The 16,093-nt window shown below is 34.9% G+C and carries 14 protein-coding genes and 1 CRISPR repeat array; of the genes, 11 read left to right on the plus strand and 3 right to left on the minus strand.

The annotated features are described in order from the left end of the window. Positions 1 to 18: 18 nt before the first annotated feature. The 7 genes from CIB95_RS11785 (at position 19) to CIB95_RS11815 (ending at position 7,212) form a co-directional block, all read left to right on the plus strand. Positions 19 to 1,884, plus strand: a complete 1,866-nt coding sequence (locus CIB95_RS11785) for a hypothetical protein (RefSeq protein ID WP_094925420.1) — start codon at positions 19 to 21, stop codon at positions 1,882 to 1,884. Between the two features lie 258 nt (positions 1,885 to 2,142). After that, on the plus strand, positions 2,143 to 3,276 hold the full coding sequence (locus CIB95_RS11790; protein ID WP_094925422.1) for a plasmid pRiA4b ORF-3 family protein: 1,134 nt from the start codon (positions 2,143 to 2,145) through the stop codon (positions 3,274 to 3,276). A 54-nt stretch (positions 3,277 to 3,330) separates the two neighbouring features. After that, positions 3,331 to 4,758 (plus strand): aldehyde dehydrogenase, encoded by a 1,428-nt coding sequence (locus CIB95_RS11795; RefSeq protein ID WP_094925424.1) that lies wholly within the window; start codon positions 3,331 to 3,333, stop codon positions 4,756 to 4,758. 360 nt (positions 4,759 to 5,118) lie between these two features. Next, complete coding sequence (locus CIB95_RS11800; RefSeq protein ID WP_094925426.1) at positions 5,119 to 5,382, plus strand: DUF4282 domain-containing protein; 264 nt, start codon at positions 5,119 to 5,121, stop codon at positions 5,380 to 5,382. A 280-nt stretch (positions 5,383 to 5,662) separates the two neighbouring features. Beyond that, positions 5,663 to 6,091, plus strand: coding sequence for a hypothetical protein (locus tag CIB95_RS11805; RefSeq protein WP_094925428.1), 429 nt, complete (start codon positions 5,663 to 5,665; stop codon positions 6,089 to 6,091). A gap of 274 nt (positions 6,092 to 6,365) precedes the next feature. Beyond that, complete coding sequence (locus tag CIB95_RS11810; RefSeq protein WP_094925430.1) at positions 6,366 to 6,767, plus strand: hypothetical protein; 402 nt, start codon at positions 6,366 to 6,368, stop codon at positions 6,765 to 6,767. Positions 6,768 to 6,936: 169 nt separating this feature from the next. Beyond that, the gene (locus CIB95_RS11815; RefSeq protein ID WP_094925432.1) at positions 6,937 to 7,212 is read left to right on the plus strand and encodes a transposase; all 276 of its coding nucleotides are present in this window, start codon (positions 6,937 to 6,939) and stop codon (positions 7,210 to 7,212) included. Positions 7,213 to 7,226: 14 nt separating this feature from the next. Here CIB95_RS11815 and CIB95_RS11820 read toward each other — a convergent pair whose 3' ends face one another. Next, complete coding sequence (locus CIB95_RS11820) at positions 7,227 to 8,135, minus strand: lipoprotein (protein WP_094925434.1); 909 nt, start codon at positions 8,133 to 8,135, stop codon at positions 7,227 to 7,229. A gap of 307 nt (positions 8,136 to 8,442) precedes the next feature. On the opposite strand from CIB95_RS11820, the gene CIB95_RS11825 reads away from it, so the two are divergent. The 4 genes from CIB95_RS11825 (at position 8,443) to CIB95_RS11840 (ending at position 12,040) form a co-directional block, all read left to right on the plus strand. Next, a complete protein-coding gene (locus CIB95_RS11825) occupies positions 8,443 to 8,727 on the plus strand; it encodes a hypothetical protein (protein WP_094925436.1) in 285 nt (94 codons plus the stop codon). Between the two features lie 1,053 nt (positions 8,728 to 9,780). Beyond that, complete coding sequence (locus CIB95_RS11830; protein ID WP_094925438.1) at positions 9,781 to 10,713, plus strand: hypothetical protein; 933 nt, start codon at positions 9,781 to 9,783, stop codon at positions 10,711 to 10,713. Next, positions 10,706 to 11,668 carry a hypothetical protein gene (locus CIB95_RS11835; protein ID WP_094925440.1) on the plus strand — a complete coding sequence of 321 codons (963 nt, stop codon included), beginning with the start codon at positions 10,706 to 10,708 and terminating at the stop codon, positions 11,666 to 11,668. The genes CIB95_RS11830 and CIB95_RS11835 overlap by 8 nt, the downstream gene beginning before the upstream one ends. 108 nt (positions 11,669 to 11,776) lie before the next feature. After that, a complete protein-coding gene (locus tag CIB95_RS11840; protein ID WP_142296504.1) occupies positions 11,777 to 12,040 on the plus strand; it encodes a hypothetical protein in 264 nt (87 codons plus the stop codon). A gap of 112 nt (positions 12,041 to 12,152) precedes the next feature. Continuing rightward, positions 12,153 to 12,482: direct repeats of the CRISPR family, unit length 36 nt; unit sequence GTGTTAATACTCTGGACGAGTCATATTCATTTCTAC. 592 nt (positions 12,483 to 13,074) lie between these two features. Here the strand turns inward: CIB95_RS11840 and CIB95_RS11845 are convergent. Beyond that, entirely contained in the window at positions 13,075 to 14,409 is a 1,335-nt protein-coding gene (locus tag CIB95_RS11845; protein ID WP_094925444.1) for a Sir2 family NAD-dependent protein deacetylase, read from the minus strand. A 175-nt stretch (positions 14,410 to 14,584) separates the two neighbouring features. Beyond that, the gene (locus CIB95_RS11850) at positions 14,585 to 16,078 is read right to left on the minus strand and encodes a Sir2 family NAD-dependent protein deacetylase (protein ID WP_094925446.1); all 1,494 of its coding nucleotides are present in this window, start codon (positions 16,076 to 16,078) and stop codon (positions 14,585 to 14,587) included. Between the last annotated feature and the right edge of the window lie 15 nt (positions 16,079 to 16,093).

Consider the following 16,093-nt stretch of genomic DNA (forward strand, 5'->3'; position numbering starts at 1 on the left):
TTTAAACTGGAGGTATTTATGAAGTTCATAAAAAATAAGAAGATTGCAGTTATCGCTAGTAGTAGTTTATTGCTATTAATTTCTAGTATTATTATCTATAGTTTTTTTAATTCAAATACGGATACTCCGACTAACACTGAACCATCAGACGAAGGTATTACTGATACATATAGCGTGGAGCAAAGCTTAACAGTTAACCCGAATGTACTGCATTTAAAACAGGGGGAAAGTGCTGAAATTGCAGAAGTTTTTGCAACAGTAACTAATCTTAGCAATAGTGATAAAGAAATGCTTAACATTTTAGAAGATAATGATAGAGTAGATGATTTTGAAATTAGTATTTCATCCGAAAACGTCATAAGGATTGAGAAAACAGAAACTAGTATTTTTATCACTGTTATGGACACAGTTACTGAAAATTATGCAATCCTTACAATTAAAGCTACTGTCGATGGTGAAACAGTAAGTGCTGAAATTACAGTCAATATTACCGATATACCTGGCGCTGTCACAATAGAGACAGCCGTAAAGCAGTATAACGGAATAAGCGAAGCACTTAAAGCTTTAGGAACAGAACAAGGTTGGAACTATGAAACTAGCTTAAAAGGTGCTGACTATTTATTAATTGAAAAAACTGCGAGAAACTTTGTTACAGTTAGCTTTTTCGAAAAGGAACTGCTTGCGGACAAAACGGTTATTCACCAGTTAGTCGGCACTGAAGAAGTAAAGAACGGTACAAGTCCGATTCCAAACGGTCTATCACCTGATATAAGAGCAGAACTTATCAAGGAAGATGAGCTTAACGCGACAGTGTACACGTTAATTTTTGACACAGAGTTAGGTACAGGCGGGAAATACTTCACCTTTACTTTAATTCGTGAAGGCGCATCTTGGAAAGTGGATACGTACAAAGTTACAGAGGGCGACTTAAAGTTAACGTGGGAAGAAGCGAAAAAGTACCTTAGTAAAATTACGAATGAAAGTGTAGTTAAAAAAGGTACGCCTGAAAACATGAAGGAAGAAAAGAATGAGAGCGGCGAAAAAGTTTTCTTTTTCACAATAAAAGAAAGTAACTATGAGATGAATCGCCAAACAGGGAAAATAACAGAGATTATCGAAGAAACTTCTGAGGAAACAGAAGAATCAGATGAAACGGAAACGACAGAACCATCTGATCCACCAAAGCAAAAGATGACAGCAAGTGACTATATGAAACTTCGTGCTAACTTCCATGCGGCAATGATCGGGCTAGGCAGTAAAAATGGTTGGAACACAGACAGACCGTTAACGGCAGATGAATATAACATAGTAAAAAAAGAAGCACTAAAATATATTACAGAAAGTTATTACAACTATTTAAGAGATCAAAAAGTCCATTATGATATGAAAGAAGTAGCTTTGTTTAATGTTCTACTAGGATATCAAGTGGATTTTGAAAATCGATACCATCATCGAAGATTAGGTATTGATGTAGGCGTAGGACATTTAAAAGTAAGAGAACAAGGTAGTAATTATATCATCTATACTAGAATAGATTTTCCGTATCGAGTTGATCCTAATTTATTCTTTATGGATGAGGCATATAAAACGAATTATAGGTTTGTAAAGCGAAATGGTGTCTGGTTAATCGATAGCATGCTTTCATATAATGCAACTCATTACCCAGTTGAAATGAATTGGGAAGAGGCGAAACTTTATCTTGAGAGAGATTTGCACTGGCCGACACTAACAAAAGTAGGCAAAGAAACTACAAATAATGGTGAAGTATTTACCTTCACAGTTGATGGAGAGTCTTACTCTATTAGAATTAAAGACATGCATGTTTTTGATCAATATGGTCATAAATTACCAGATCCAATGTTATTGCAGTATATGAATGAATAGTGTTCGGTTACCGTTTTTTTGGTTGCCAGTCACCTCGAAAAACAATTTCCAGCTCATGCTCTCAATCAAGAGAATATGAGCTGCTTTTGTTTGCCCAACCAAGATTCTTGTTAAATGTATGGGATAATTCGCTTGATTTTTTTTTGTGCTAAAAAAACATCTTAAATCCCAAAGTTTATTTCTATTTAAGAAATGAGTTAAAATAGAAGTAATAGTTATCAATTTTCACAAAGACATTTACCATAAGGAGCATGACAATTGCTAATTCAATGTACGAAGAAACTACTAGACCAATTAAAAATAAAGCCAGAAGTTGCAAGTGAAGAGGAGACAGCTCTCACATCCTGGCATGCCAATATCATTACGATCATGCGTAGAAAGACGGTTGTTTTAGTAAATGATAAAAATCGCTATGTAATCGTCCTGTTTGGCTTAAAAGCAAAGGACTTTAAAAACTTTAATACGCTTGTTGTTCAGGCAATTCGCAATACTTTTACTGAAGAAAACATCCAACAATCTGTCATTGATGACTTTTTGGAGAATGCATCGACAATTACATATACAAAAACGAAAGACCGTAAGTCAGTAGCTCGAATGAATAAAGGCTGCGACTATGTTTATTTTTATGAGCGAGATATTGATCAATCTTCCATCTTTCAACCAATTGTTAGTATGAAAGCAAGCGGCGAATTAGTAGGGGAAGGTATGAAAAACGCTATACGACCTAATGAAGAAATGTTTCAAGATTTAGCTGACTATACTGGGAAAAAAGTATTTGAAGTGAAAGCTTACGTGATGAAAGTTTTCCTTCATTTAGAGAATCATGAAGTATGGCGTAGATTAGTCGTTCCAGCTAACATGACATTTGCGCAATTTCATAATGCGTTGCAAATAGCTTTTGATTGGGAAGACTATCATTTACATGAATTTTATATATATATGAATGCGGATAAGAAGGAATTTACGTGGACAAAAAACCCGTATCATCCAGATGGGCATCACCCTGTCATTAATTTACTTTGTGATGAAGAGTCTTTCGGCTATCGGGATGAAGATGATCTGCCAGCAAAACTTGATAAGGATGTAAGACTAGAGGAATATCTTCCTGCAAGAGGGAAATATGTGTATGACTTTGGTGATAATTGGGAGCATTATTTTGAAGTAGAACGAGAAATAGAAGACTTCGATAAAAACTACCCGCAATGTCTTGAACTGAAAGGGGAAACACCTCCGGAAGATGTCGGTGGTGAAGGTGGTTATGAGCATTACTTAGAAGTAATTGCTAATAAAGACCATCCTGATTATGAGCATTTTATGCAGTGGGGAAAAAGAAATTTATATAGAGACTATAACATAGGTGTCATAAATAGACGGTTAAAGTGGGATAGGTAATTTTTATCCGGTGCTTGTCCAATGAAGCGATTATAAAATCTAAAGGGGTGCAACATGAAGACGACAGTTATAGAGAAAAATTCTACGCCTTCGCCGATTAAGGAAACAGCGAATAAAGACATTGATGCGGTTTTACAAAAGCAAAAATCGTTTTTTGCTACAGGAAAGACGCGTCCACTTCAAGCAAGGGAAGATGCATTGCGGAAACTTCGCACATTAATTAGTGACAATGAACAAGCAATACTTCAGGCTTTAATGAAAGACTTGAACAAATCAGAAGCCGAGGCGTATATTACCGAAATTGCCGTATTAAAAGAGGAAATAAAGTTCATTTTGAAAAACCTCCACAACTGGGCCAAACCGAAAAAAGTAAAGACAGCCCTAACGCACATTGGCACAAAGGGCATTCAGATTCCCGAACCATACGGAGTAAGTTTAATTATTGCTCCTTGGAACTATCCGTTTCAACTAGCACTTTCACCTTTACTTGGCGCAATTGCGGCAGGGAATACTGCAATCCTCAAGCCGTCTGAATTGACACCAACCGTCGCAGCCTTATTAAGCAAAATCATTAATGAACATTTTGATCCAGGCTATATTCATGTAATAGAAGGTGGCGTTGAAACAAATCAATATTTACTGAAGCAGCGATTCGATTATATCTTTTTCACAGGAAGCGTACCGGTAGGGAAAATCGTGATGGAAGCGGCAGCGAAAAATCTTACGCCACTGACATTAGAGCTTGGTGGGAAAAGTCCTTGTATTGTCCATGAGGATGCAGATATTTCATTAGCAGCGAAGCGTATTGCATTCGGAAAAGTAACAAATGCCGGACAAACATGTATTGCCCCTGATTACTTATTCGTTCATAAAAAAGTAAAAGATGCTTTCATTCAAGCATACAAACAAGCGATAACAGAATTTTATGGGGACGAGCCCATCAAAAATGAAACGTACGGAAAAATCGTCAATCAACGCCACTTTGATAGAGTTAGCTCTTATTTATCTGATGGGGATATCATTGTAGGTGGAAAAGTAGACGAAGCGCTTCATAAAATTGAGCCGACGATCCTTGTTCCGAAAAGCTTAGAAGTGCCAGTCATGCAAGAGGAAATTTTCGGTCCAATTATGCCTATGATAGAGTACGAAAATCTTGAAGAAGTTGTTGCATTTGTAAACAGTCGACCGAAACCATTAGCACTTTACTTGTTCAGTAATGAAAAAAAGGTGCAGAAGAAAATCAATACAGAAATCTCGTATGGTGGTGGCTGTATCAATGATACGCTACTTCATGTCGCAACGCCTTACCTTCCTTTTGGCGGAGTAGGCGAAAGTGGATTAGGAAGTTATCACGGAGAAAGCAGTTTTAAAACTTTTTCTCATTACAAAAGCGTCTTAAAGCAGACGACTAAGTTCGACTTCTCCTTCCGCTATCCAAATGCGAAATATGGCTTGAAAATAATAAAAAAATTGATGGGATGATTGGTGGTGCCTGTGGTCAATCCCTTCAAAAATAGACAAACTTAAAACACTACACTATTTATAAATTTTTGTAACTTAGGTAGTAACTATTAGAGAAACCGAATCCAAGTTTATAATGGATTCGGTTTTCGTTGTAATATAGAATAATTTTCTTTTTCATGGAGTTTTGATAAAAGAAACTCTCAATAACAGCGTTTTTCCACAGTTAGATTTTAGAGACATACTTGGTGTAATCTGTTATTTTTTTCAAAATTATTTTGAATATTTAATATCTTCACTTCTACACCCCAACTCTATATAGTATAAATATACTATAATGGGAATTTATTCCTGCTAAACATTAAAAAGGAGGTATATATAGTGAAAGAATTTTTACATTTTGACAAGATGATAACACCAGCAATTATTAAATTTATTTTCTGGGCATGTGCAAGTTTATCAATTCTGGCAGGATTTGCAATGATGTTTCAAGGTGGTTTGCAGGTACTAGTAGGGTTATTTATTATGTCTGTAGGTCCAATAGTATCTCGCATTTATTGTGAATTATTAATTGTGCTTTTTAAAATGCATGAATCATTACACGCAATTAACAAAAACAATTCACATGAGCGTATTAGCGCTTAGTAATATAGTTACTTGAATGAAAAATAAGAGGAAGACCCTCTTATTTTTCATTCCTAATTTTCTTCTAATGAATTTTTATGAGAACATCATTGTATTTATCGTTATTAAAAACTTTTTTGGGTAAGCAAACAATCGATCGAGCAATAAACATTATATTAGAATGCATAGATTCTGTAAAAAGATAACGACATTTCAGTAGAAAATAAAAAGAAAAGCATGAGAGAAAGTTAAAATTTATGAAACGCACATTGCAAATAAGGTGAAAGATGGGAGAGATTGTATGATTAAAAATGTAAAAATGGGTTTATCTGCACTATTATTATTGTCTTTTTTCTTACCTTGGTTTTCAATGGATTTTTTAATTACAGATGCTAATATTTCCGGGTTTAAGCTTGTAGAAGTTTTCACATCTGAACTCGTAGTAATGCTAGATTCCTTTGCTAATATCTTTTATGTTCTTTACCTTATTCCTGTCTTAGCAGTAATTTCTTTGATTACAGCGAAATCTCGTGTTTGGAGCATGATAGCTGGAATATTTACTTTATTAATATGTTTAGTTGCAGTGAGTATGGCAAGGGATGGAGCTCCTATTTTCACATTTTTAGCTTATGGAGGATACTTAACGTTTCTGTCTGCGATAGGTTTACTCGTTACATCTTTTTTGAAAGTTGAAGATGTAAGTTCAATTTCTCCATCGGTTGAAGCTTAGGTTTCATATTGTGATTTCCATGATTAAGTTGAACCAAAAACAAGCGCAAGCTCTTTTATCTTAAGAGGCTTGCGCTTCTTTGTCTAGGTATAAAGTTCCTTATATTAAACGTGAAGTAGCTTTAATAGTACCTGTCATCATATAAATTTTAAATAGAAGGAATTACAAATTATAAGTAGTTGTTATTTCTTCAATAGTGTAGGAGAGTACCTGTATTATAGATAATATATATGTAGATAATATTGAAAATTTTAAATTAGGAGGTGAAGCCTTAATGGCTTTAACCATATATTATTTTCGGTGTGACTGTGGCTGGCAAGAAGAGTGGATTTCGTTAATTTCAAAAAGGAAAAGGACAATTTATCAGAAATTAGAAAAGGAGCTTCAATTAGCTACAAATCATCACGCATTGAATGAATGGAGAAGTGTTTATCATCGCTTTGTAAATGGAGAAATCCTAGAGGAAGAAATAAAATGCCGTAAAAGTTTAGTCATATGTACTCATTGTAAACATAGTGCTGAACAAATAGTGATTTATGATAAAAAGTTAGACAAGCCGATTCACGCAGTTTTGTGTAATAACTGTGGAATTGACGATGTGCAAATATTCCACAATCCAATGCAATTACCATGTCCAGTATGTAAGCAGGTTGTTAAAAGGAGGGAAACCCCATAAGTGGTGCCTGTCACTTCCCGAGATTTGTCGAACGAATAAAATAAAGAACCAGTCCGGAGTGAGGCTGTATTTTTTATGTCTGTTACCCCAAAAAGTTTCAAAAAGTAGGTTTAAGGGAAATAGATGATTGCTTGAACTATTTCTTCAGAACAAAGGAGGGAGAAGAGTCATGGGGCGAAAGCCGCGTAGCTGGAATCCAGCGTTCTTTTATCACATTGTTAGCCGTGGTAATCGACGTGAAGCTCTCTTTTTAGATGTAGGAGATTATAAAACTTTCTTTTATATGCTAATGAAAATTCATACTAGAATTCCATTTGAGTTACCGTGTTATTGCTTAATGACAAATCATTATCACCTGTTGATGATGATCGGTGGTGCCAGTCACTTCCCGAAGAAGTTTCCCAAAATTTGCAGAAAAAAACTCCGTTGTCCATTTGCTGGCTAACGGAGTTTTTTTATTTATTTTCCCCAAGCAGGTGCAGTTCCGCCTTTAATAACTTCTTTAGCATCGCCACCATCTACAGGCATGATAAATATTGAATTATCTTTCTCGAAAGCGATATGCTTTCCATCTGGCGCCCATGCAGGTCTTGCCATCGTAACGTCGGTCACTAACTCTTTTCCATTTGATCCGTCAGCATTCATAATCCACAAACTATAATCTTCGGTTCCAGTAGGAGCACGTATTACAGCAATTTTATCCCCATCGTAGTTATAAGTTGCAAAGAAATAGTCAACGTTTGGATCGTCAATTAGAATTTCGGCGTCCTTAGTATCCAAATCAATCGTTATTAATTTAAAATACTCGCCATTATTACTAATTTGCGTTGCAATAACAGTTTTTGTAGTAGGTGACCAATGTGGCCAACTTCTAGGATAAATGCTATCGTACGTTTTGCCGAAATCTCCACTTTCCGTATGAGCAGTAGCAATCGTCATACCGTAAGATTCCATATCGAATGTGACCATTGCTGCATCAGGTGAAAAGACAGGGTGGTCAGCGAACCATTGATTTGCAACTAATTTTTCCTCGCCACCAGCTGATGCTATCATATAAATTTTTGTTTTATTATTACTATACGTTATGTATTTTCCATCCAGTGAAACACTAGGATTGGCGTCTGGTTTTTCACTCTCACCAGTCGTGCTTATTTGCGTTATACCTGTGCCGTCTGTATTTGCTGAAAAAATGAAATTATCCTTCATAAAATATAACTTTCCAGCTAACGTCTCGCTTTTCGCCGCGGGTTCTTTTACCACAGGTTCTTTTCCACCACTTTTACCATTCTGAGTAGGAACTGGTGTTGCTTCTTCCGTACACGCCGAAAGTAAAAAAACAATACAAATGAAATAAATGATCCGTTTCATTTTCCCCCTGCTTTCTTCTATTAAAATAGTGTTAAATTCTTCCTTGTAATCTATTATACAACATTTAAGTACAAGTGAAGGAGAGGGAAGTAGTGGCTTGATGGATGTAAGTCAATTTCTGGATAAGGTCAGATAAATCGCATGTTAGTCGCGCATTCCAGACAGTGTGATAAAAGCTATTTTTTCTTATTACCGATATTAAGCCCTTAAGTATGTTGGTATATAGGGGTGTAGGAAATGATTCTACATGCCCGAAGTATCATTAGAAATGTATTAGAAATTAAATTTTTAAAAGGGGTTGAACAATTTGGCGAAACGATGGAGTGAAGAGGAAAATGCAATTTGTTTAAAAAGTATGCCCGAATATAGAATGTATATGGTTCAAAATAACTTTAAGGCGAAAAGTGAAGCTGGTAAAAGTTTTACAGAAAGTATGCTGCAAGAAAATTCTCATATATGGCAGGATCGTAATAGGAATAGTTTATATCTGCACATGAAATATTTAGATTGCCTTACTGCAGGTGAAAAACCAACGAAAGTAATTAAAGACCAGCACTTATTCGGGCAAATTCCACGGGGAAAGGATAAATAATATAGCCTTTAATGCCAGTTACTTTCCGGATTTAATCAAATCAAAAAACCAGCACAAACATCTAAGTTTGCGCTGGTTTTGTTTTTGTATAAGCGTAGATGAAAATACTCTGGAGAGTCAAGTTCATTTCTACATGAATAACCAAGGAATCCAAGCGATCTTCCAGTTAGTGTGTTAATACTCTGTACGAGTCAAGTTCATTTCTACTTGGGTACCGCACGGTCGAAGAAGGTAGTTCTAAAAAGAACGCGTGTTAATACTCTGGACGAGTCAAGTACATTTCTACCTTATCAAACTACATCGGGAATGACTCTTGACGAAGGTGTGTTAATACTCTGGACGAGTCAAGTACATTTCTACACAAGCGATGAAGAAAAAAAGTCGTGTTGTATTAAAGTGTTAATACTCTGGACGAGTCAAGTTCATTTCTACAAAACGCTATGACGCTGCTTTAGCAGAAGTGTTAGGCGGTGTTAATACTCTGGACGAGTCAAGTTCATATCTACTAAACCCAAAAAAAGGAGATGATTTCATGTTTCATTGTGTTAATACTCTGGACGAGTCAAGTTCATTTCTACATCAAATAAAAATTTCGGAGGGGTTCACATGAATACGATGTGTTAATACTCTGGACGAGTCAAGTTCATTTCTACTGTACCCATATTTTACCTTACTGCCCCAAGGCTTTCAAGAGCCAAATTACATGGTGCGGATTTTTTCCGTTTTTCAAAAAAATATTATGTAAACTAAATTTTTTCACCTTTCAAAATTCCTCACATTTCGTGCCGCTTCGACAAGAATTCGACCAAAAACTACCCTACTTTTAGCAAATGTCAAATTACATGCTAAGGCTTAAAATGAAGCAATTTTCCACCATGTAATCCATTTATATTCAATTCCTTCAATATTAATGTGTCCATAGATGAAAAAATGTTGCATTTTAGTGGTATCTAGCCCTTATATAACGTTTTTACTAGGCTAAAGGTATAAATGAAACAAGACAAACATATGTAAATAGAAGTTACTAGTAATAAAGTTATGGAAGGAGAATTTATGGAGGATAGAATTAAGTTAAAGTTAGATGAGTTAGTAAGAGAATCTTGGGATACATACAAAAATGCACTAACAAGTGAACGGTTAAAAGGAATTATTGCAACAGAAAGCATGCCTCAATCCATGCCAATTTTATATTTTGGTGATCTTCAGAAGTATCTACAGTCAGAAGTTAAAATCATTACAGTAGGCGTTAACCCTTCAAGAAACGAGTTCCCACATAAACCAGAGAAAAACGTTCAGTCCTTTATGAGATTTCCAACTGCAGAAAATCTAACGTTTAAGGATATTCAATCAAAGAGTGAAGCTAGCGAAACTTACCTTAAATCATTAAATAATTACTTTCGTATAAGGCCATTAAATTGGTTTTATTCTTATGAGCCAATCTTAAATGGAATGAACAGTAGTTATTGGGATGACTATCAATGTAAAGTATTAAGAAATTGTCAGGTTAATAGAAAGGGAAAGCCTAAAAATACAGTAATTCAAACGGATATTTTTTCTATCTTACCTACAGATCCTGTTTTTGGACAACTTACTACTAGAGAGCAAAGTGAGTTAAAAAGAGCAGGAAGGAATTTGTGGAAAAAGTTAGTTCAAATCTTAAAACCAGATGTAATTTTATTAGATTTAAAAAGAAGGGACATGGAGTCCGTTATTGAAACTGACTTTAAAAGTTTGTTCGGTGAATATGAAGACAGAGAAGTATTATACAAAAAAGAAATAATGGCAGATGGAGCAGTAATCAATGAGGATAGACAAAGAGAAAAAGTATATTACCTTAGTGAAAAAGATAAACCTCTTATAATTTATCACTTCAAAAGGAGTTTTTTGCCATATCAAAACTTTTCTAGTAAGCAAAAATATGAAATTGGACAATGTGCGCTAGAGCTATTAAGTAATGAGTATAAAGGGGGAGAAAAGGTTGAGTGAGAACAAGCAATTATTTGTGCAATTCATGCATCCGGGAGTAGAACATAAGCCTAATACAGGTGAAAAGTGGAACAAAAGTCCACATAAGCGTAAATTTATGCGTAGTAAAGGGCGTTATATAGAAAATGGTGAAGTGAAAGAAGATCTTTTGCAATTTTGGGGAGAATGGGAAGCGCAAGCATTTTTAATTGAGCAACTAAGCCGTTCAAATACCAGCGAGCCAGAGTATCTTTATGAACCATATTATTCTTTACCTGACTCTTATGAGGGGTTACAAAATACGGACCCTTTTGTATTTGGAGAGAATTTTTACTACACATGTTGTCGGCAGTATAAGAAGTATAAAGGTAAATTTCGTTCAACGAGTGTTAGGCATTTAGCGCCAGGATCAATTATATTATTTGGTTCTCGAAAGAACAATGACTTTATTTTAGATACAGTTTTTGTTGTTGGAGAAAACTTTACTGATTACAACAGTAAAAACATAGTGAGTGATATTAAGGCAAATGTTTCACAAACATATTTTGAAACTACAATACTACCTTTATATCCTAGTTTATATACATCTGATACTGCCGATGCCCAAACTCAGCTTTCTTGTAACATACCAAAAGAGCGGGAGTCTGATAGAGAGGAAGAGTTGTACAATGGTGGCTTAATTTGTTCCGGAGATTTGTCATTCCGTCTCTACAAAGGGGTTAGTTTTAGCGAGCGTGACAAATATAAAGGAATGTATAGCTTCTTTCCTTGTAAAAAGTATGATGATAATTCAGTAGGGTTTGCAAGACCTAGCATTAAAATTAATGACTATATTACTGATAACTTATCAATGGGGTTCAAGAAAACAGAGATTGAGAATGAAAAAGCAAAAGATTTATGGGCGGATGTTGTAAAACAAGTTCAAGCTCAAGGTTTATGTTTGGGGATTTATGCGGATTTACCGAAAAAGAATTAATTTACAAGGAAAACTTCAGCAAATGTTATTAATGAATTTGATATGGTAGAAAAAGATGACAATCAAGATATACAATCAACTCTTAATGCAATCAATAAAAGTATTTATATGTCTAGACTCTCAATTAATGAAAGTGATTCTGAATTTGATGAGAAATTCCATACATGGAGAATGGCGGAAAACCGTTATCTTCGTACGAACCAGTTAATCGACCTTAATGCACCGAAGTTTATTAAGGTATATGAAATCAGCTGGCTAGCAACAATGATTGATCATTTGGACAAACGGCATAAAGGAATTGAGCCGAAATTTACCGAGGAACAACTTGAAGAGTTAGAGGATCAAATAAGATTTCAAAGTATTTTTGATTAAGGTATCTGTCACTTCTCGGAATTAGTCAAACTAAAAACCCAGAGTAAACTCTTTTATGTTAAAGAGTTTGCGCTGGGTTTTGTTTTTTGAAGTAAGGAAATAGATCACACAGATGAAAATACTCTGGACGAGTCAAGTTCATTTCTACACTAGTCCGTAAAAGTCTGCTCTATAACAAAGGGGTGTGTTAATACTCTGGACGAGTCATATTCATTTCTACAGAAATATCATCAATAAAGTGAATATCTTTGATGAAGTGTTAATACTCTGGACGAGTCATATTCATTTCTACTCTTCCACTCCGACGTCGTAACATGCGTCGGAAAGGAGAGTGTTAATACTCTGGACGAGTCATATTCATTTCTACTGTAATTCGTACTTCACATCACCGTCGCGACTTTGATGTGTGTTAATACTCTGGACGAGTCATATTCATTTCTACTGTACCCATATTTTACCTTACTGCCCCAAGGCTTTCAAGAGCCAAATTACATGGTGCGGATTTTTTCCGTTTTTCAAAAATATATTATGTAAACTAAAATTTTCCACCTTCCAAAATTCCTCAAATTTCGTGCTACTTCGACGGAAATTCGACCAAAAATGACCCTGTTTCTAACAAATGTCGAATTACATGCTGGGGCTAAAAATGAAGTAATTTTCCACCATGGAATACTTTTATTAAAAATTTCACTTTTTCTTTATTATTATGTCCTATATCTGACAACTATTACTAAATAGTTTAGTGTTGTGGCAGGCAATTAGTTACTTATAAAAAGGCTCGAGCATAAATAATCTCAAGCCTTCCTACTTAATTTAATACCTACCTAAATAATAAATTTCATATGCTTCTAACAGTTTATCTTTTATAAAAGTCAAGAACTGCTGATCGTTCTGGTCAACAGCACCTAAATAAACGAAAGCTTCGTTGTGATAAGATTGCAAATGGTTTACTGTTCTACAATGTACGTAGGTATACTTTTTAGGAAAATGGAACTGGGCTCATTATGGTTTCGTTATCATAAAATGTAGATTTATCATTTTATTTGTTTTTGGCTCATTATTTTAACTCTTTCATCAACGTCCTTTTCAAATTGCTCTTTCGTAATATTGCAAGTTTTTAATGTTGCTTTGGTAATATATTGAATTTTAGGAGATGGATTATAACTACCCCAATCATGTTTTCTAATAGCATAATATGTGACAAGTACACCATAAGGTTGAGCTCCTCTAGCTGAACAGGTGACGCAAATGCTTACCGTAACAGGAGCAAACGTAGAGGAAAATGCACCTGCCGAAACTCTAGTGTGACAGACATCACACAAAGAACGGCCCTTTTTAACAATATGACTATCTACTTCAGGTAACACCATTGAAAATGGACCAGCTATATTAATATCCATTTCATAATCGGTTGCGGTTTTAGCGTCATTACTAAACAATACTTTCGTTACTTCCTTATTTAAGGTAATCATTTTTTCGTGATTCGATTTACCAAAAAAGAGAATAATATCTGCCTCTTGAATGATCACTTTCTGCATTTCTATCACTTTTGTTTTATTATTTTCATAGGTTAGTTCACCCTGGCAGTTAGGTTTTGTACATCTAGTGTTTCCTTTTTGGATTAACTCATTTAATTGGACTGAAGAAAGGCAAGCTTTACATTGCCATTTGTAGACGTTTGGAGTTAAATGATGCACGTTTGTGCTACCCGCTTTTTCATGAAAGTCATCAGCGCATTCAGTGAAAACAGTAACAGCTGCTTTTTCTTCTAAATTAGCAATAAATTGATGCGCTGGAGTAGGCTCAATCAAGTCCATGACATGCTGAACTACACGTTCGTCTTGAAAAGAAATGTAGTTTTCAAATAGTTGCTTAATAGATTGAAAGGAAGGGTTGGTCATTTTTGATATGTCGTAAACAGGAAGCGATGTCTCTTTCCAAATGTCAGGGCCAGTTAAGACAACGATCTTTTTAGCTTTTCCTAGTAGTTGCGCGACATCGATACAATTTTTCAAATAGTAGTTTTTCTTTTGAAAGTTAAAAATAAAGTCTTTGTTTTTTCGTTTCCACTGCCTCATTTTTTTGTTTACATGATGTTGGATCTCGTTGTTAAGTAACCTGTCAATATTCGCTTGAAAAGCACTACTAGCTTTGACATCATTAGGTAGTTTGTCGATAGGAATGTGCCAAGCTGTATGATAAAAGGGTAGATATGAACTATCGAGAGGTTCGATTTCTTTTTTCTTAAATGAATCGAGATTTTTTACTATTGCTTTCGCATTTATACATTTGAATTTATGGATTAAATCCCACGCCTCTGCCTCAGTAAATGCGTAGAATTTTTGCTCAATATTATCGTGTAAAACCAATCCAACCTTCTCATTGCTTTGGACAGATTTTCGCCAATAGGTAATAATATTTTTTACTTCATACCTCAAATAGTAGTCAGACCTTTCTAATGATATTAGACTAACTAACAATTCTCATAATGAACTAGCACCAAGAGGATAAAAATTCTTGGTACTAGCATAAAGGATAGTTAGTTTAATCTTCGTTAGCCATTTCATTTCTTAAATACCTACATACTGTTGAGACGTTTCCTTTAAGGTGAACATCAAAGGCTTGCGAATAATTAGTATTTTCATTGTTTAAAAGAAGGAGTTTAGCATCATTGCGCTTACTTAGCAGAAGTGCATTAAATGGATGTACTTGCAAAGATGTTCCTGCTACTAAGATAAGGTCGGCATTTTTCACTTTTTCTTCAGCAGATTCAGGAGATTTAACCTCGTCACCAAAGAATACAACATTAGGGCGTAAAATTTCTCCACAATTACAAACAGGAGTTTCATTTTCCTTGAGGACATCTACCATTAGATAAATCTTTTTACATTGTGGACAGATGCACTCTTTTATTCTTCCGTGAAATTCAATGATATCTTTATTACCTGCTTTATTGTGTAACCCATCGACGTTTTGTGTGATAATTGAAATGTTTTTACTGAGGTCTTTTTCTAAGAAGCGAAAAAATCGGTGTGCATCATTCGGGCTAATACCTTCCATGGCAGCTAATAAACTTTCGTGGTTTTGAAAAGGCATAATTGGGTGTAACGTTGTTTTCAATAGATCATAAAAATGTTTCCAAAATAATACTGGGTCTTCATTGAATGTGTTTTCGCTTAATTTATCAATGTACTCTGGTTGTCTGCTCCACATGCTTTCTACAGTTGAACGATAATCAGGTATGCCGCTCATCGTGCTAATTCCTGCCCCTGTTAAAATTACAATATTTTTTGCAGTATTTATTGCAGAAATTACTTCTTCTAACGCGTTGGAATCGAGTTCTCTATAATTATTATTTTTACTAAATTGACTTGCATATTCCCTAGTCTTACTTTCAACAGCATACTTAAAACCTTCCTTTAGTTCTAATTTTGCTCGATCAGTTAATGGGGCAAATAACTCTCCGGTATCGGTATAAGCGGCTACTTTCCAATGTTGACTGTCTAATGAAGGGAGTTCATCAATAGTATCAATTAAGTTTCCATAAGCATATGCGTTTGTAGCACCATACTTTTGTATGAGCCATGAAGTTTCCCCGAAGGAATATCCCTTAATTTCTTCTGTTTCAATATTTTTCACATAGAATCCCATCCCACCTAAAAGGTTTCGATATCCAGGAATATGAATTGTTCCAACAATTTCTAATGGGTTATTAGGATGTGGCTGAATCTTTGCTTTTGTTTCATATTCATTAGGGGAAGCTGAACTGCTTTCATCTTCTAAATCGTCGAATGACTCATCTTCATAATCGTAGTTCATAAGTCTTTCTTCAAAACTGTCCGAAGACTCATCTATATTGTCCAAGACCTCATCCCATAACTTATCGGGTAAAACCTTACATTTAATAAATGTTCCATATTCATTCTTATATTCCATATCTAAAATTTTAACTCTATAGAAGAAGAGCGAAACTTTATCTCCAACTTTTATATCTTTGTCATAGAAATCATCTAATACTTTTAAAATTGTTCTTGCCATTCTTTCAACTCCTGT

Origin of the sequence: Lottiidibacillus patelloidae, from assembly GCF_002262935.1 — a bacterium.
Classification (GTDB): Bacteria; Bacillota; Bacilli; order Bacillales; family SA5d-4; genus Lottiidibacillus; species Lottiidibacillus patelloidae.